The sequence below is a fragment of the Gordonia malaquae NBRC 108250 genome, assembly GCF_000344135.1.
Lineage (GTDB): Bacteria > Actinomycetota > Actinomycetes > Mycobacteriales > Mycobacteriaceae > Gordonia > Gordonia malaquae.
Map to the genome: position 1 here is coordinate 1 of NZ_BAOP01000050.1, position 16,730 is coordinate 16,730.

General features: G+C 65.6%; 14 protein-coding genes and 1 pseudogene. 2 read left to right on the forward strand and 13 right to left on the reverse strand.

Annotation, left to right across the window (positions count from 1 at the left end; translation table 11 throughout):
* Positions 1–72 precede the first annotated feature (72 nt).
* Entirely contained in the window at positions 73–1,554 is a 1,482-nt protein-coding gene (locus tag GM1_RS20180; protein ID WP_050792883.1) for an MFS transporter, read from the reverse strand.
* Between the two features lie 187 nt (positions 1,555–1,741).
* Between GM1_RS20180 and GM1_RS20185 the strand changes: the two genes are divergently transcribed.
* The gene (locus GM1_RS20185; protein WP_008382024.1) at positions 1,742–2,428 is read left to right on the forward strand and encodes a TetR/AcrR family transcriptional regulator; all 687 of its coding nucleotides are present in this window, start codon (positions 1,742–1,744) and stop codon (positions 2,426–2,428) included.
* A gap of 47 nt (positions 2,429–2,475) precedes the next feature.
* On the opposite strand, the gene GM1_RS20190 is transcribed toward GM1_RS20185, so the two are convergent.
* The 10 genes and pseudogenes from GM1_RS20190 to GM1_RS20240 all read right to left on the reverse strand — a co-directional run bounded on the left by GM1_RS20190 (position 2,476) and on the right by GM1_RS20240 (position 13,936).
* Entirely contained in the window at positions 2,476–3,036 is a 561-nt protein-coding gene (locus tag GM1_RS20190; protein ID WP_003937322.1) for an integrase core domain-containing protein, read from the reverse strand.
* 531 nt (positions 3,037–3,567) lie between these two features.
* Positions 3,568–5,200: pseudogene (locus GM1_RS20195) on the reverse strand (long-chain fatty acid--CoA ligase).
* A 74-nt stretch (positions 5,201–5,274) separates the two neighbouring features.
* Positions 5,275–6,342, reverse strand: coding sequence for a BtrH N-terminal domain-containing protein (locus GM1_RS20205; protein WP_003937320.1), 1,068 nt, complete (start codon positions 6,340–6,342; stop codon positions 5,275–5,277).
* 49 nt (positions 6,343–6,391) lie between these two features.
* On the reverse strand, positions 6,392–7,228 hold the full coding sequence (locus GM1_RS20210; protein WP_003937319.1) for an SDR family oxidoreductase: 837 nt from the start codon (positions 7,226–7,228) through the stop codon (positions 6,392–6,394).
* Positions 7,225–8,754 carry an aldehyde dehydrogenase family protein gene (locus tag GM1_RS20215; RefSeq protein WP_008382035.1) on the reverse strand — a complete coding sequence of 510 codons (1,530 nt, stop codon included), beginning with the start codon at positions 8,752–8,754 and terminating at the stop codon, positions 7,225–7,227. The genes GM1_RS20210 and GM1_RS20215 overlap by 4 nt, the downstream gene beginning before the upstream one ends.
* Entirely contained in the window at positions 8,751–9,476 is a 726-nt protein-coding gene (locus GM1_RS20220; protein ID WP_003937317.1) for a transglutaminase-like domain-containing protein, read from the reverse strand. Before GM1_RS20220 ends, GM1_RS20215 begins: the two co-directional genes overlap by 4 nt.
* Entirely contained in the window at positions 9,473–10,933 is a 1,461-nt protein-coding gene (locus GM1_RS20225; protein WP_003937316.1) for a cytochrome P450, read from the reverse strand. Before GM1_RS20225 ends, GM1_RS20220 begins: the two co-directional genes overlap by 4 nt.
* Positions 10,934–11,004: 71 nt before the next feature.
* The gene (locus GM1_RS20230; protein WP_003937315.1) at positions 11,005–12,207 is read right to left on the reverse strand and encodes an NAD(P)/FAD-dependent oxidoreductase; all 1,203 of its coding nucleotides are present in this window, start codon (positions 12,205–12,207) and stop codon (positions 11,005–11,007) included.
* Positions 12,204–13,592 (reverse strand): cytochrome P450, encoded by a 1,389-nt coding sequence (locus tag GM1_RS20235; protein WP_003937314.1) that lies wholly within the window; start codon positions 13,590–13,592, stop codon positions 12,204–12,206. Before GM1_RS20235 ends, GM1_RS20230 begins: the two co-directional genes overlap by 4 nt.
* 23 nt (positions 13,593–13,615) lie before the next feature.
* Complete coding sequence (locus GM1_RS20240; RefSeq protein ID WP_003937313.1) at positions 13,616–13,936, reverse strand: 2Fe-2S iron-sulfur cluster-binding protein; 321 nt, start codon at positions 13,934–13,936, stop codon at positions 13,616–13,618.
* A gap of 120 nt (positions 13,937–14,056) precedes the next feature.
* On the opposite strand from GM1_RS20240, the gene GM1_RS20245 reads away from it, so the two are divergent.
* Positions 14,057–15,058, forward strand: coding sequence for a helix-turn-helix domain-containing protein (locus tag GM1_RS20245; protein WP_008382041.1), 1,002 nt, complete (start codon positions 14,057–14,059; stop codon positions 15,056–15,058).
* Positions 15,059–15,184: 126 nt separating this feature from the next.
* Here the strand turns inward: GM1_RS20245 and GM1_RS20250 are convergent, their stop codons facing one another.
* Positions 15,185–15,940: an ATP-binding protein gene (locus tag GM1_RS20250; protein WP_003937311.1), complete on the reverse strand. Its 756-nt coding sequence runs from the start codon at positions 15,938–15,940 to the stop codon at positions 15,185–15,187.
* Between the two features lie 395 nt (positions 15,941–16,335).
* Positions 16,336–16,730, reverse strand: a 395-nt coding sequence (locus GM1_RS20260; protein WP_008382044.1) for an ATP-binding protein, incomplete at its 5' end; no start/stop codon positions are given.

Sequence of the window (16,730 nt, forward strand, 5' to 3'; positions counted from 1 at the left end):
GGAGCGACCTACACTCACACCACGACGACCGCGCCCGCGACCGTGTAACCACGGAACGGAACCCAGGGCGCTTCAGGTCGTGGTGGGGGTGGGCCGGGGTGTGCGTCCGGGGGCGAGGATGGCCAGCGCGAGTGCTCCGGCCGCGGTGATGGCCGCCAGCGCGAGCGCGGCCTGGGTGCTGCCGTGTACGAACGCGGTCTTGGCGAATTCGGCCAGTGGCTGGGCGGCGGGTCCGGCGCGGTCGGCGACCTGCAGGGCGGCGGCGAGGGAGTCGGCGACCGGGCCGCGAGCGGGTTCGGGCAGCTGGGGCAGGGCGGGTTGGATGTGGTGGGTGTATCCGGCGGCGAGCACGCTGCCGGATACGGCGATTCCGATGGCCGCGCCGATCTCGCGGGCGGCGTCGTTGACGGCGGCGGCGACACCGTGTTTGGCCACGGGGGTGTCGGCGACGATGGCGTAGGTGGCCGGGGCGGTGCACAATCCCAGCCCGGCGCTCAGGATCAGCAACGGCCACAACAGGTCTGGGTAGTCGGCGGCCAGGGTCAACCGGCTCACCAGGAAGAGTCCGGTCGCGATGGCGAGCAGCCCGGTGACGGTCATCGCCCGCAGCCCGACCCGGCTCGACAGCCACGGCGCGATCACCGAGATCGCCACCAGCGGCACCGCCATCGGCACCAGGCCCAGCGCCGAACCGAGCGGCCCGTACCCGAGGATCAATTGCAGGTATTGCACCAGCAGCAGGAACACCCCGAAGGTGACCAGGAACTGGATGGTCACCGACAGTGACCCGGCCCCGAACCCCCGCCGGGCGAACAACCGCACATCCAGCAGCGGCGCGGCGACCCGCAACTCCATGATCACGAACACCACCGCCGCGGCGACACCGAGCGCGAGGGTGGGGGTCACGAGCGGGTCGAGCCAGCCGCGCGCGGGGATCTCGACGCAGGCGAACACGATCGCCGCGATCGCGATCGCCACCGCCACCGCGCCCACCCAGTCCACCGGCGGGTGTTCCCGCTCGCGGGATTCGGCGATGGTGCACGCCAGCGCGGCCAGCACCACCCCGGCCACGGTCAGTCCCACGAACACCGATTCCCACGACCACCGCGCCAGCAGCAGTCCCGAGCCGAGGATCCCGAGCACCGCACCGGACCCGGCGACCCCAGCCCACACCCCGACCGCGCGCCCGCGATGCGCTTCGGGCAGCCCCGCGGTCAGGATCGACAGGGTCGAGGGCATCACCAGTGCCGCGCCCGCGCCCGCCGCCGCGCGGGCCGCGATCAGCCACACCGGCCCCGACATGAGCAGCGGCAGCGCCGAGGCCACGGAGAACACCGCCAGGCCCGCGATCAGCACGACGCGGCGCCCGTAGCGGTCACCCACCGCGCCGGCGGGCAGGACCAGGCACGCCAGGATCAGGGTGTAGCCGTCGACGATCCAGGTCAGCTGCGATTGGGTCGCCCCGGTCGCGACCGCGATCAGCGGCAACGCCGAATACAGTGCAGCCATCGCCGCGACGACCAGCGCCACCGCCAGGCACGACACCGTCAGCATCCACCATTCGGCCCGCGCCAGCACACTGTGACCGTCAGTCGTTTCCGGTGCGTTCACCGGCACCTCCCACCCGACGAAACCATCGGTATCGCTTCGCTACCATGAGTATCACAGGCGAGAGTGGTTGCGATAGAGTCGAAATCGGACACATTCACCGCCGCCCGTTTCCTTGGAGGTCTTCCCGACCATGACCACCCGCGACCAGGCCGACACCCGCACCGGACCCGCCGCGCCCCACTCCGCCACCGGCGAGCAGGACGCGGATCTCGATCAGGCCGATCCGCGGTTGGCGCGCTCGCGGGCACGGTTGCTCGACGCGGCCACCCATCTGCTGGCCACCGGCGGTATCGACGCGGTCACCATCGACGCGGTCACCCGCACCTCGAAAGTCGCGCGCACCACCCTCTACCGGCACTTCGGCAGCAGCACCCACCTGCTCGCGGCCACCTTCGAACGCCTACTCCCACGCGTGGACACCCCACCCGACGACGGGCCCGTGCGCGAGCAGTTGATCGCGTTGCTCACCGCCCAAGCCGACCTGATCGAGAACGCTCCCCTCCAGCTGACCACCCTGTCCTGGCTGGCCATGGGATCCATTACCCCCGACCCCGGCGCACCCCCTGACTCGGGCGCGGTCACCTCCCTGCGCGCCCAGGTCATCCGCCGCTACCGCGAACCGTTCGACCACATCCTCACCAGCCCTGAGGCCCGCGCCCACCTCGGCGACCTCGACACCACCTTCGTCATCATCCAGCTGCTGGGCCCGATCGTCTTCGCTCGCCTCACCGGGCTGCACAGCATCGACCACCACGACTGCGCACGCCTGGTCGACGATTTCCTCACCGCCCACCACAACCACAACACCCGCAAGTAAAACCGACAAAAGCCCGCACGTACGGAGGTCGGGTCAACGGCTCTGGCTCAATTCGGGTGTGAGGGATACCAGAGCCGTTGATCGAACACTCCTGGACGAGGCCGCTGCTGCGTCGTCGTGTCCCGTGTCAAGTAGTTGGCAGGTTTTCGGTCTCGGGGAAAGTTGGGGATCCGAGGGCCGACCAGGCCAGGGTGGATCTGGATCGGCCGGTTCCAAGCGATGGCTTCGTGCGGCCGGACGGTGTTGTGCTCGACCCGGTAGGCGTCAGCGTGCTTCACCACGGCCAAGACGTCATCGATCTCCTCGAGGAACAGTCGCTCGTACTTCAGCGACCCGAAACCGCGTTCGCGCGAGCCGTTCTGGCCCGGCGACCTGACTCGGGTACCGACGTGGCGCAGTTCGGGGTGTGCGGTGACGAACGCCTCGAAGCGGAACGACCGGAACGGGCCGCCGTTGTAGGTCACGATCGTCGCCGCGGGCTCGAGACCACGGCCGGGCTCGCGTGGGCACGTTTCGGCCAGCGGGTGGTCGTACGACTGCTCGTAGTCGGCCAAAGCGCGCTCGATCGCGGTGATCGCGTTCGTGCTGGTTCGCCGTCGGCGACACATGCCAGGGATGCTCGTATTTGCTCCAGTAGTCCCGGCAATCCGCGATACGCCACGTCCCGCCAGCGGTGGTCTCGAACTCACTGAAGTCCAAACGCTACACCTGATTCGGGCCGGTGGGCTCGGCGGCGAACGCAGCCTTGCGGCTGGCGGCAGCAGACCCTCGTCTCGCAGGCACCGCAGCACGGTCGCCTGCGACACCGGGTGCCCGTCGCAACGGCACATCGCCCACACCTTGCGATGGTCGAACCGGACCGCCGCCAGCACTGCAGGTGGGAATTTTCGCAGGTACCAGCAGGAAGTATCCAGGGCCGCCAAGTGGCCGCGATCGCGCGGCAGTCGAGGTTTGGCCTGCGAGGTTCTCGGCTGACTCAGCGTGGGGTATGTCGCACCACCCGGTCTGCGTTCGCGGCGTGACTGAAGAGAGGCGTGACCACTAAGGCCGGGCAAGGTACTCGAAGTCGGACTGTCCGCCGCGGATCCTAACCCCACGATGTGAGCAGGGACCCGTGCTCGATGATCTAGAGAGGATTCCTAGATTTCGACGACGGCAAGCTCTCCTTCGGCATGCAGGGAGCGCAGGCGCTTCTTGTCGAACTTGCCGACCGAGGTCTTGGGCACCTCGGAGACGAAGCACCAACGCTCGGGCAGCCACCATTTGGCGACCTTGCCAACGAGGAAGTCACGCAGATGGGCAGGTGTGGGCTCGCGCCCGTCACGTACGACGATCACCGCGAGGGGACGTTCCTGCCACTTCTCGTCCGGCACCCCGATCACAGATGCCTCGAGCACATCGGGGTGTCCGGCGAGCAGCAGTTCGAGCTCGACCGAGGAGATCCACTCCCCGCCAGACTTGATCACGTCCTTTGTGCGGTCGGTCAGCGTGACGAAACTGCGTTCATCGATCCGACCGACGTCGCCGGTGCGCAACCAACCGTCCTGAAACTTCTCCCCGTCATCCTCTTCGCCGATGTACGAGCCGGTGATCCAAGGTCCGCGCACCTGCAGCTCGCCGACGGCTTCGCCGTCGTGCGGGAGCTCATTGCCCGCGTCGCCGACGATCCTCAATTCCACACCTGGAACCGGACGGCCTTGAGTGGCTCGCAGGCGCCACCGCTCCTGCGTGTCGAGCGATGCCGGCGGACGCGCGACGGTGGCCAGCGGCGAGGTCTCGGTCATTCCCCACGCCTGGACAACCTGTACGCCGTACTTCTCCTCGAAGATCTCCATCAGGTGAACGGGCACGGCGGAGCCACCGCAGGCAACCAGGCCGAGAGAGGAGATGTCGTAGCTGGGGTTGGCCTCCACGAAGTTCAGCACGTCGTTCCAGATCGTCGGGACCGCGCCTGCGACGGTTGGCTTCTGGGCATCGATGAGCCGTACCAGCGGCTCGGCCTGCAGGAACCGGTCAGGCATGAGAAGGTCGGCACCTGCCATGAGGGCGGCATAGACCAGTCCCCAGGCGTTGGCATGGAACATCGGCACAATAGCGAGGATCCGGTCATCGCAGCCGACTCGCAGTCCGTCGGCGGCGCAGGCCGCCATCGAATGCAGGTAGGTCGACCGGTGGCTGTAGGCGACGCCTTTGGGGGTCCCGGTGGTACCGGAGGTGTAACACATGGCGGCTGCTGACTGCTCATCGAGGTCAGGCCAGTCGAACGTCTCGGGCTGAGCGGAGATGAACTCCTCGTAACCCACGACTGTGAGCCCGTCACGGTGCAGCGGGGTGAGGTCCACCCCCCCCGGTCACGACGACGGTGTGCACACTGGTGATGTGCGGCAGCACGGGGGCCAGCAGCGGGACCAGGCTTCCGTCGAGAATCACGACCCGGTCCTCGGCGTGGTTGCCTATGTAGACGAGTTGATCTGAGGCGAGGCGTAGATTGAGAGTGTGCAGTACCGCGCCCATCGAGGGCACCGCACAGTAGGCTTCCACATGTTCCTGGTTGTTCCACATAAAGGTTGCGACGCGCTCATCGCCTGTGATCCCGCAACCGCGCAACGCGTTGGCCAACTGGGCGGACCGCCGTCCGATCTCGGCGAACGAGGCGACCTTCACGCTCCCGTCGGGCTGCAAGGTCCGCACGGTTGCCGAGCCATGCACACTCGAGCCGTGGCGCAGAATCGCCGCAGTTGTCAACGGGACGTTCATCATCGTGCTCTGCATAGCATTCCTTGTTGAGAGAGTTGCCTTCGAACACAGCGATCCGGAGACCGAGCGTCCGGGGAAAAGTGGGGCTGTCAGCGATCTGCAGCCATAAGCGAGCTTGAAGCAGACTCCAGGGACTCGACCAGGTCCAACTCCAGCTCTGGCAGCCGGCTAGCCGCCAAAGACATCCCGGCCGCGCGCGCTCGCACATCAACGTCGCGCCGGATACCGGCACGTGCAGTCTCGGTCCATGCCTGCGCACAACGGCTGGCGGAGACGGCGAGTTGAGCGGTGGCGAAGTCGCCGGTCAGGCGTGCGACATCCGCGCAGCCATCGGCGAGCAATCGGCGGAACAGCCCGCCGCCGGTACCTGCCTTCTCGATAAAAGCGCTCAGGCTGAACAGGAGGATCTCGAGGTCGTCTATCGGAAGATCGGCCCAGGTCCGAACGTCGGCCGCCAGCTGTACGACCGCAGCTAGGCCCTCGGCCCCGGCCGCCGCTGTCGTGAGATCGACGATCCCGGGCTGCGACGGGCGGCGCATACTGGCCGCGGACTGGCGAAATGCCTCTGCCGCTACTTCCGCCACGTCTGGCAGCGCGTCCGGCCAGATGATGCGGTAGGTGCAGTGGCGCGTCGGTTCCGGGAAAGACTTCGAGGACCGCGCCCGAGCCAGCGCATCGAGCGGGACCTCCTGCACCTCGGCGCGGTCATTGTCCACGACAAAAGCGATCCCCTCGGCCTCGTCGTGACCGATCACGACGATATCGTGGCGACTCATCCGCAACTGGACCCGCAGGTACGGCAACTCACCGATGTCGCCCCACACCAGACTGGGTCTGCCTGCTTCGATCTCGTCGAGAACCCATGACCATCCCTCGCGAGGATCGTCGGTCGTGAGAACGTGGACCTGTCCGCCGAGTCGGCGGGGTAGATCGACTTCGAAGTCGGCACCTCGTCCCACCAGGTACAGCGGTGGGACGAGGTCGCTCGACCGGAGGTAGGATAGCCCCACCGCGCCACCGAGCGCGAACACCAGACCTTCGTCGGGCGGTCCATCCCACCCCAGACCATGCCAGTGCAGAAGATCGCGCATCGCGCCAGAGCCGCAATGCCCCGCCATCCGATGCGGGTAGTCCTTGATCAGGGTTCTGCGGGGCATAGGAGTTCCTCTTCGGTGGATCGGCGCACGACGGGGTTCGAAGACTGGATCAGTTGCTCCGGATTCTGTCCAGGTAGGCCTGGCGTATCCTCATGTCGACGTCGTCGAGGAACACCGAGTCCGTGCCCAGGGCCGATCCGAGCCAGGTAGCCAACCGACCGGGGACGAACTTCATCGCGGCGACCATGCCGCCGGCGAGGCGGGTGACACGCACGAAAGAACGCGGATTCTCGATCAGATCGGCTGTCGCTCGAGCGATCTCCTCGGGCTCGGCGTTGCGCAGTCCCTTGGCCCCAGCCGTCCCAGCGACGAGCTCGGTGTTGGTGAACGTAGGCCGGACCGTGGACAGCTGGACCCCGGACTTGCGGTATTCCTGTCGTGCTGCCTCAGTGAACCCGATGACCGCGAACTTGGTGCCGCAATAGGTCGCCAGACCGGGTACGGCGAGCTCACCGGCCAGTGATGCGGTGTTGATGATGTGCCCGGCACGCCGCGGCAGCATCCGTTGGAGGGCGAGTTTGGTCCCGAAGATGACTCCCAGGACGTTGATCTCGACCTGCCGCCGGGTCACCGCGTCGGCTTCCTCGTGGGCGTGCCCGGTGGGCATGATGCCCGCGTTGTTGATCAGCACGTCGAGGGGGCCGAGGCCCCCCTCGACCAGGTCGAGAAATTCGCGGAACGAGTCGGGATCGGTGACATCGAGGCGGGTGACGACCTTCACCCCGAGCTCGACGGCGGCCTCTTTGGCACGTGCCTCGTCGACGTCGCCGATGGCGACGCGGTGGCCTCGTCGGATCAGCTCCTTCGCGGTCTGGTAGCCGATGCCGCGGGCTCCGCCGGTGATCGCCACAGTCTTGGCGGCAGTGTGGGGGATGTGCGTCGTCACTTGCTGTTCTCCTTGTTCAGGCCGAGGCGTTGCCACAGGCCGCGGCCGGCTGCCGCGCGCAATACTCTTTCGGCGATGGCCGCACGCCGGGAGGTGTACGGGTACCACGTGAGTTCTCGTGCCGGGACAGGAATCCGCGGCTCGGTCACCGCCTGGACCCGGCAGTACTTGTGCAGCCCGTAGGCACCGCCGAGCCGCGCACCGATACCCGATGCCTTCCATCCACTGTGCGGCAGTGTGGTGGCGAAGAGGTTGCTGAAGACGTCGTTGATGTTGACCGCACCCGCGTCCAGGCGTTTCGCAATGCGCTGTGCCCGAGCGTGGTCGCGGGTCCACACCGTCGCAGACAGGCCGTACGCCGAGTCGTTGGCCAGACGGATGGCCTCGTCTTCATCCGCGACCAGCATCACCGGGATCGTGGGGCCGAAGGTCTCCTCGGTCATGCAAGCCATCGTGTGGTCGACACCGACCAGGACGGTCGGAGCGTAGTAGTTCCCGACCGCACTCCGGGTTCCGCCGGCCAGGACCCGCGCACCCGCCGCCACCGCCTGGCTGACGTGGCGATCGGCGATCTCGACCTGCCTCGCAGTGACCATCGCACCCACGTCGTCACCTGTCGCCGCACCCTGGGCCAGGGAGCGCACCCTCTGCGTCAGCCGGGCCACGAACTCGTCGTAGATCTCAGCTACCACGTATACCCGCTCGACGGAGATGCAGACCTGCCCTGCGTTGAACAGACCGCCCCACGCGATCCCCTCCACCGCACGAGCAAGGTCGGCGTCCTCCAGCACTATCGCCGGATCCTTACCGCCCAGCTCCAGGCTCACCGGCTTCAGGTGCTCGGCGCAGCGGATCGCGACCGCACGCCCGGTGGCTGTCGAGCCGGTGAACTGCACGAAGTCAGCGGCGTCCACCACCGACGCACCCGCTTCGCCGGCACCCACAACATGGGCCAAGACCGGAGGGGCGCCGATCTCGTGCCAGCCCTCGACGACCCGCGCACACGTCAGTGGCGTCTCCTCCGAGGACTTCGTCAGGACCGCGCATCCGGCAGCCAACGCGGGCGCTGCATCCATGAGGAAGAGGGTGATCGGGAAGTTCCAGGGCGTGATGAGCCCGACAACCGGATATGGGTGGTAGGTCTTGGACAGCCGCTTCGGCAGACTCAACAGACTCGAGGACCTGACCTGCTCGCCAGCGAGAAACCTCTCGGCGTTGTCAGCGTAGTAGGTGATGAATTCGCACGACGCGGTCGTCTCCACGAGGGCATCTGGGCGCACCTTGCCCGTTTCGGCTTGCAGCAGATCGGTGAGCTCGTCGGTGTGAGCCAGGATCCAGTCCCGCCAGCGATGCAACCATCTGGCGCGTTGCCGCGGGCCAGCCTCGACCCACCCGACCTGGGCGCAGCGGAGGTCAGCCGCGACACCGTTCACGGTCTCGCGATCATCCACAGGGACGGTTGCGATCAGCCGGCCATCGGCTGGGTTGCACACGTCCAAGGCGTCCGCTGCGGTCGCCGTGCTCATCGGTCCTCCAGGGGTGAGTGGAACCCACCGGAGATCCCGTCGGGCTGGGTGCGGCTGGTGGGTGTGTCGGTGAAAGCGTCAGCGATCACGTCAGCGCGCTTGAACATCAACGGTCCATAGGTATGCCGAAGCTCGGTCAGGATCGCGTTCAAAGGCAGATCGTCGAAGATGCCGCGCTCGCGGACGTACTCCATATGCTGGGCTCCGTCGGCGGTGAAGGCGTGCAGGAGTGCGTCGCGATCACCGTCGAAATCCACCGGCGGCACACCGAAACGCGCACACAACTCGGTGTTGAACGCAGGCGTCGCCTTCAACCACCGGCCGTCGATGTAGAGACGGCTGTAGCCGTGATAGACGAACAGGTCTGTGCCGCCCATGAGCGCTCGCAGCGCTTCGGTCTGCAGGTGATTGCGGACGTCAGCGAAACCCAGCAGCGCCGGAATCCCTGCCGCTCGGCACACCGCGGTCAAGAGCACCGCCTTCGGGACGCAATAGGCGCGCCCGGACTCGAGGACGAAGCTGGCTCGATAGTGGGCGGGATTGTCCGACACCGTGTAGGGGTCGTACCAGATCTGGTCACGGACGGCGGTGAAGAGGCGATTGGCCTTGTCCCGGTCGGTGCTCGCATCCCCAACCGCGGCGGCGGTGAATGCCCGGACGGACTCGTGCTCGATGTCGAGGAAGTCGGTCGCCCCCAAGAACGCCACCGGTGCCGGATTCATCTGCGCTCCAGGGTGATCGGCAACCCGTCGACAGGAATGGGGAGCGAGGTGTTGTCCCATCTCACTTCATACTGGTCGGGGACCGACCAGGTGTAAGTGCGCAGCATGTGGTGCAGGATCGCCTTGACCTCGAGGGTGCCGAAGTGCAGACCAATGCACTTGTGCACTCCTCCGCCGAAGGGGATCCACCCGAAACGGTGATTCTGGTCCTCATGGCGCGGCTCGCTGAAACGGTCGGGGTCGAAGGTGTCGGGCTCGGTCCAGCACGACTCGTCGAAGTGGTTCACCGCAGGAGCCACGGCCACCAGGGTGTCCGCCGGGATGTGGCGTCCGGCAATCTCCACGTTCTCGATCGTCTTGCGCATCACGATCGGCACGGGCGCCACGAGGCGCAGCGTCTCCTTGATCACCAGGTCGAGAGTCGCCATCGAGTCCAGGTCGTCGATGTCGGGGCGGCGTTCACCGAGTCGGTCGGACTCGGCCCGAGCCCGTTCCTGCCAGGCTGGGTGCTTGGCGAGGAAGTAGGCGGCAGCGGTGGTGGTGATGGTCGAGGTATCGTGGGCCGCCATCATCAAGAAGATCATGTGGTTGACGACGTCCTCATCAGTGAACGCCTCACCGTCGGCCGTGCGCGCATGGCACAGCCCCGCAAAGAGGTCGTCTCCCTGGGCACTTCGAGCCGTCGGCAGATGCCGGGTGAAGTAGTCCTCCAGGAGCGTGCGCCCATGGACTCCGGCGCGCCACCGAGTCCCCGGCAGCGGGAAACGGATGATCGAGCTGGCTGCGCGCACGGTGGCCACGAAGGCGTCGTTGATGGCGTCAGTGTCCTCGCTCCCTCCCCGACCTGCCATGAAGACCTCCGTTGCGACGTCGAGAGTCAGGGCCTTCAACAGTGGGTAGATGCGCGTGGACCGGCCCGCTGTCCACCTGCGGATGCTGGTCTCCAGCGTCGGGCCGAGCTGGTCGACGTAGCCGGCGAGCCGGTCGCGGGTGAACGCCTCCTGCATGATCCGCCGATGCATCCTGTGCTCGTCGAAGCTCATCAGCATCAGGCCCCGGTGAAAGAAAGCATCGATGAGATAGGTCCACCCGTCCTGGGAGAACGACTTCGCCTTGGTCGTCAGCGCCTCCTGTGTGGCATCCGCGCCCGCCACCATCACGATTCTCGTGCCGAAGGCGCCCATCCACCAGACCGGTCCGAAGCGTTGGTACCTGGCCCGGGTGAAGTTGGAGCCGAACCTGATGTAGTCCAGGGTGTGACCGAGCAGAGGCATGCCCGCGGTCCCTCGGACGGGCTCGAGCCCCGACCCCGCCGGGGGCGGGGCGAGCTCACGAACAGGCCACTGGTCGCTGACCCCTAGCAGGGTCGCGTCGGCCCGACTCGGCAATGGTGCCAGGAATACCGACGAGAGCCGCTCACGACCCTTCGCCAGCGGGAGCTGGATGATGTTCGTCACTGACGTTCCTTTCCGAAATGTGGGCCCGTACTCGCTGTTGTCGTACCATCGCCGCCAAGGGACCGATCACCTCAGACAGAGCCTGCGAGCACCAGTTCGGTCCGGCCAATGGGGAGTCGCTGCGTGATGACCCGCTTGCTGAACATGAAGTGACGGGGCCGGTTGATGCAGTCGGCGGCGATGAGCTCGCCCGCACGCAGGTAGAAGCAGGTGAAGTCGCGGTCCCGGGTCGGGTCGCCGCTGAGGACGACTTCGTCGTACCCGGTGTTGAGACCGGCGATCTGGAGCTTGAGATCGTATTGATCCGACCAGAACCATGGAAGCGCCGCGATCATCTTGGACTTGCCGCAGACGGTCGCGGCCGCCACCTTGGCCTGCTCACCCGCACTCGGCACGGACTCCAGGCGTATGCGACGGCCGTAACGGGCCATGTCATGGCTGGCGCAGTCCCCAGCCGCCACGATGTCGGGGTCGCTGGTCCGGGTCTGGTCGTCGATCACGACGCCGTTGTCGACGACCAGACCCGCGGCGGCGGCGAGCTCGGTGTTCGGCTCAACGCCGATACCGACAATGACGAGGTCGGTGGGAATTGATTCGCCACTGGACAGGAACACCTCGCGGACCCTGCCGTCACCTGATAGAGCTTCGACCAGCGCGCCCGTCCGGATGTTCACGCCCTCCTCCCGGTGGATCCGGTCGAAGAACGCCGATACAGCGGGGGCGGTGACCCGTTCGAGGACGCGCTCGGTCGCCTCGAGTACAGTGACCTCCAGACCGAGCGCACGCAATGAGGCGGCCGTCTCCAGTCCGATGTAGCCGCCGCCGATGATCACAGCCCGACACCCGGGGCTGGTGGCCTCTCGGATCATCTCGACGTCCGCAGCGGTGCGTAGGTAGTAGACGCCGACCAGGTCGGCCCCCGGGATGGAAAGCCGTCGAGGGCGGGCCCCAGTGCACAGCGCGAGCTTGTCGTAGGGCAGCGCGTCGCCGGTGCTCAACACGAGATGACCAGCCGAGCGGTCGATCGCCTCCACCTTCGCATTCAGGAGTTGGATCCCCTGCTCGGTGTAGAATTTGGCGCTGCGGATCGCGAGTTCGTCGAGCGTGCTCTTCCCCGCCAGGTAACCCTTCGACAGCGGCGGGCGTTGATAGGGCAGCGCCGACTCCTCGCCGATGAGGACGATCTCACCGGTCCACCCTTCCTGGCGCAGACTGGCCGCGAGTTGGGCCCCGGCATGGCCGGCCCCGACGATGAGGGCCCGCTGCGAGGTCATGCGCTGGATTTCGGGGTGAGGCGGACCATCATCTTGCTGATGCCCCTCACGAAATTGGACTGCACGTACTCTGGCTCGCCGACGACCTCGATATTGTCGAAACGGGGAAGCAACTCCTCCCACAGGATCCGCAGCTGGAGCTCGGCCAGCCGGTTGCCCATACAACGATGGACGCCGAAGCCGAAGGAGATGTGGTTGCGGGCGTTGGCCCGGTCGATGATGAACTCATCGGGCCGTTCGAACACGCGCTCGTCGCGGTTGCCCGAGGCGTACCACATCACTACTTTGTCGCCCTTGCGGATGAACTGCCCGTTCAGAATGGTGTCGGCCTTGGCGACCCGGCGCATATAAGCCAGCGGGGTTTGCCACCGGATGATCTCCGAGCCCATGTTGGGGATCAGGTCGGGGTTTGCCTTCAGCTTCTCGAACTGATCGGGGAAGCGGTTCAGCGCAAGAACACCGCCGCTCATCGAGTTGCGGGTCGTGTCGTTGCCTCCGACGATCAGCAGCACGAGGTTGCCCAAGAATTCCATCGGGCGGTCGATCAGGTCCTTGGTGTTCTCGTTGCTCTGCAACATGGTGATCAGATCGAAGCCGGGTTCCTCCCCGGCAGCCATCCGCGCTGCCTTGTCGTGCCAGAGAGCGCTGAGACCTCGCGCCATGTCGCGCATGCCGGGGAACACCTCGTCGTTGTCCGAGGGCCCGCCGTTGGCTTGCTCCAGCGACGTCGCGAGATCTGACCAGTAGACGAGCTTGCGACGCTGCTCGTACGGGAAGTCCAGAAGGGTGGCAAGCATCCGAGCGGTCAACTCGATCGAGACGTTCTGCACCCAGTCGAACGGCTGATCCACGGGCAGGTCGTCCAGCACCTCCTGCACACGCGATCGAATCAGCCCCTCCATCTCACGCAGGTTCTTCGGCGCAACAACGCCTTGGACAGCGGCCCGCTGCGCGTCGTGGCGTGGCGGATCCATCGCGATGAACATCGCGATATCAAGGAAACGAGGCGGGGCCCCGATGACAATGAACGGCTCGGCGGAGAAGAGCTCGTGGTTCTTGTCCACGGCCACGATGTCGGCATGCCGCGTGACAGACCAGAACGGACCGAACGCACTGTTGGGCTGGTAGTGGACCGGCGCCTCGTTGCGCAAGCGCTCGAAGTAGGACTGCCAGCGCCCCTGGCGATAGAGAAAAGGGTTGCTGAGGTCGATGTCGGCGAGCTCGACGTCCTCGACCGGCGGGATAGGACTCTCGACGAAGAGCTTCTCTCCGTTCGTCCCGGTCACCCATCGCCGGGTCTTGTCATACAGATGCGCGCCCTGGATCTGCAGATCCATCGGGATGGTCGACTGAACCTTGGCGGTGATTGCTTCAGGAATCTTCATCAGGTCTTAACCGTTTCTCGCCGTCACATCTGGAATTCGGGTAGTTCGACGATCAAGCCGTCCCACGCCGCCGACGCCGCCATCTGGCAGGACAGCCGGGAGGTCGGCTGGCGCTCGGGGTTCATCGCGAGCATCTCCTCCTCCTCGGGACCCGAGAGGCCGACCTGCTCGGACCATTGCGGATCGACGATCACATGACAGGTACCGCACGCGGCTTCGCCTCCGCAGTCGCCGTCGATGCCGGGCACCGCGTTGTTGGTCGCGACCTGCATCAGCGACTGCCCTTCCTCGATGGGCGCCTCGTGCTTCTGGCCATCGTGGGAGACAAAGGTGACAACTGCCATAGCCAACTCCTGGATACGTCGTCTTCAATGTGAACTTGGTCAAAGTGTTGTCGAAGACGAGCGCGGCGGCTATGTTCGGCAGAGTCAGAAACTTGTGAATTCGGCTCAAAGGGGACCAGGGTGAACCTCAACGAGGAGGGTGTGCCTCCACTCATGTTCGCGCAATTGCTCGAGAGCCAAGCACTCGACTCAGACGCTGTCGCGCGGCTTCGCAACATCATGGCTCGCGAAGGAATCGACGAGACGACGTTGATCCAGCGGAACATCCAGGCCCCGATACGGTGGTTTCGCGAGGTGTACCCCGCACTCGATGTCGACCAGGCAACTACGCTCGGCTTCGCGTTCGCCGAGCAGGCTCAGTTGACGTCCTTTGGCCCGTTGAGCTTTCCTCTGGTCAGTGCAGGTTCGGTAGCCGAGATCGTCGAGCTGCTCACCTATCTGCCTTTGATCTCGACGGCCCTCAGCCCACAGTTCCACCCAAGAGACGAGGGGCTTACTGTGGGGCTCAGCGCACATACAGGCGATCCGGCCCTGAACTGCCTGGTCGTCGCGTACAGCGGGTCGGCGCTCCTGCGCCTGCTTGACATGCTCGCTGGCGATGTGCCGACCGTCACCCTCCATCTGAGCTGGTCGGCGCCGAACTTTCTGGCCAATCATGAGGACGCCCTAGCTGGGCGCCTGTACTTCGACGCTCCGACGTCATTCCTTCGTGTCCCCGCGGATACCCTCAACGAGGTATGTAGGTTCTCCGATCCCGTCGCCTATCGCCTCGCCATCGTTGATCTGCAGCAAACCCTCGAACAGCGAAGCAGAACCACGTCTTTCTCGGAGAAGGTGCGACGGCTCCTGGAGGAGGATCCCGGCAAACGAAGTAACGACTGGGTCGCACACGAGCTCTCGATATCCCGTAGCACACTCAAGCGGCGCCTGTCCGAGGAGGGGACCACCTTTCGCGAGTTGCGCGAATCATTCCTGCGTGATCGTGCGATGCTGCGGCTGCTCGACCGATCGATGTCGGTGAGTGAGATCGCTGCGGATCTCGGATACAGCGACCTCGCCAACTTCTCTCACGCCTTCAAGCGGTGGACTGGTCGCTCTCCACGCGAATTTCGGCACGAATAACCTACCCGTCCCGCCGCTGGTATAAAAAAGGCTGCGCGAAGTGGTGGACTTCGGATCAGCCTCGAACATGCACAGTGATCAGCGAGTCATATTGAGAATACTAGCTTGCCCGACCGCGGCGCCCAACTATCGGCTGTCCGCCAGATGTCGGCGCATGTTCGGCCCGTCCAGGGCGATGATCTCGGCGCCGGCGACGATCCGGTTGAGGATCGATTCGGCGATGACCGCGTCCTGGAGCGACTTGTACCAGTCCGGCGGATCGAACTGCGAGGTCACCAGAGTCGAACCTCGACCTTCACGAGCGGCCAGGATGTTGAGCAACTCGGCCGCGGTGTGCGCAGCCACCGGCGTCGTCAGGAAGTCATCCAGGACCAGCAGGTCACAGTTGTGCAGATCCGTCAGGAAATCCAACCGCCGCTGCGAGGTCGGTTCCAACACGGCGAGCCGGTTGGCCAGATCGTCGAGCCGGAAGAACCTCGCGCTGTAGTACTTTCGGCACGCGGCATTGAGCAGTGCCAGAGCCACATAGGTCTTGCCCACGCTGGACTGACCGAGCACGACAAGATTGCGGGTCGACTCGATCCATTGACAGCTGGAAAGCCGTGCGATTAGCTCCCGATTGAGGTTGCGGTCAGCCAGATAACGGATCTCTTCTACGCAGGCATCAGGGTTTGGCGTTCTGGAGGCCTTGAGTAGTTTCTGGGTCCGACGTTCCTGTCTGGCCGTGATCTCCTTATCCAGCGCGTGGAAGATCTTCTGGGAGAAGGTCCACTCGTCGCAGGCGGGATCGTTGGCCAGCTCGATGACGGTCTGCCCGAACGCGGTCATACGCAGCTGCGTGAACAACGGCATGTCCGCGTCGGTGAGGTGACGATCGATCACTTGGCCCCTCCCTCATCCGTCAAGTCGGCTCCGGTGGCTCCGGTCAAGGCAGAAAGGCTGAACTGCTCGGGCCCGGCCAGATGCGCCCCGGTGGTGTCGCGCTGTCCCGCCGGTGGCGCTACCGACGCAGCAGTCGCTGGTTCCGCCGCGGTGGTCGGTCGTGCGGCGGCCTGGGCCCGCAGCGCCGCCAGGCGTTGCTTGACCGCGGTGTAGGAGATCGCCCGTCGGGTCTGTTCGGAGACAAGTTGCCCGCAAGCCCGCTCGAGGAGTTGTTTGTCGCTCTTCCCCAGGGCGAGGATGTTCTGGCACGAGCGGTAGCCCTGGGCCTCTGTCAACGGCCAGTTTGATGTCCCCGCTGGTGGCCAGGTAAAAGTCCCCACCCTGTGCGGGATGTTCTAGGTGGGTGGTACCTCCGTTCGGTGTGTCATGCGGTAGGAATCGCCGTCGGTGATGACGATGGTGGCGTGGTGTAGGAGCCGGTCGAGGATGCTGGCGGCGGTGGTGTGTTCGGGCAGGAATCGTCCCCATTGTTCGAAGGGCCAGTGACTGGCGATCGCGAGGGAGCGGCGTTCGTAGGCGCCGGCGACGAGCCGGAACAGCAGTTGGGTGCCGGTGTCGTCGAGCGGGGCGAATCCGATCTCGTCGAGGATGAGCAGGTCTTGGCGTAGCAGGGTGTCGATGGTTTTGCCGACGGTGTTGTCAGCCAGTCCGCGATACAGGGTCTCCACGAGGTCGGCGGCGGTGAAGTACCGCACTTTGTGCCCGGCGTGCACTGCGGCGATCCCCAGCC

Coding starts and splice junctions, on each gene's coding strand:
- GM1_RS20185 (WP_008382024.1), top strand. CDS start 1,742: ATGACCACCCGCGACCAGGCCGACACCCGCACCGGACCCGCCGCGCCC.
- GM1_RS20180 (WP_050792883.1), bottom strand. CDS start 1,554: ATGCTGACGGTGTCGTGCCTGGCGGTGGCGCTGGTCGTCGCGGCGATG.
- GM1_RS20190 (WP_003937322.1), bottom strand. CDS start 3,036: ATGTGTCGCCGACGGCGAACCAGCACGAACGCGATCACCGCGATCGAG.
- GM1_RS20240 (WP_003937313.1), bottom strand. CDS start 13,936: ATGGCAGTTGTCACCTTTGTCTCCCACGATGGCCAGAAGCACGAGGCG.
- GM1_RS20230 (WP_003937315.1), bottom strand. CDS start 12,207: ATGACCTCGCAGCGGGCCCTCATCGTCGGGGCCGGCCATGCCGGGGCC.
- GM1_RS20215 (WP_008382035.1), bottom strand. CDS start 8,754: ATGAGCACGGCGACCGCAGCGGACGCCTTGGACGTGTGCAACCCAGCC.
- GM1_RS20220 (WP_003937317.1), bottom strand. CDS start 9,476: ATGAATCCGGCACCGGTGGCGTTCTTGGGGGCGACCGACTTCCTCGAC.
- GM1_RS20235 (WP_003937314.1), bottom strand. CDS start 13,592: ATGAAGATTCCTGAAGCAATCACCGCCAAGGTTCAGTCGACCATCCCG.
- GM1_RS20205 (WP_003937320.1), bottom strand. CDS start 6,342: ATGCCCCGCAGAACCCTGATCAAGGACTACCCGCATCGGATGGCGGGG.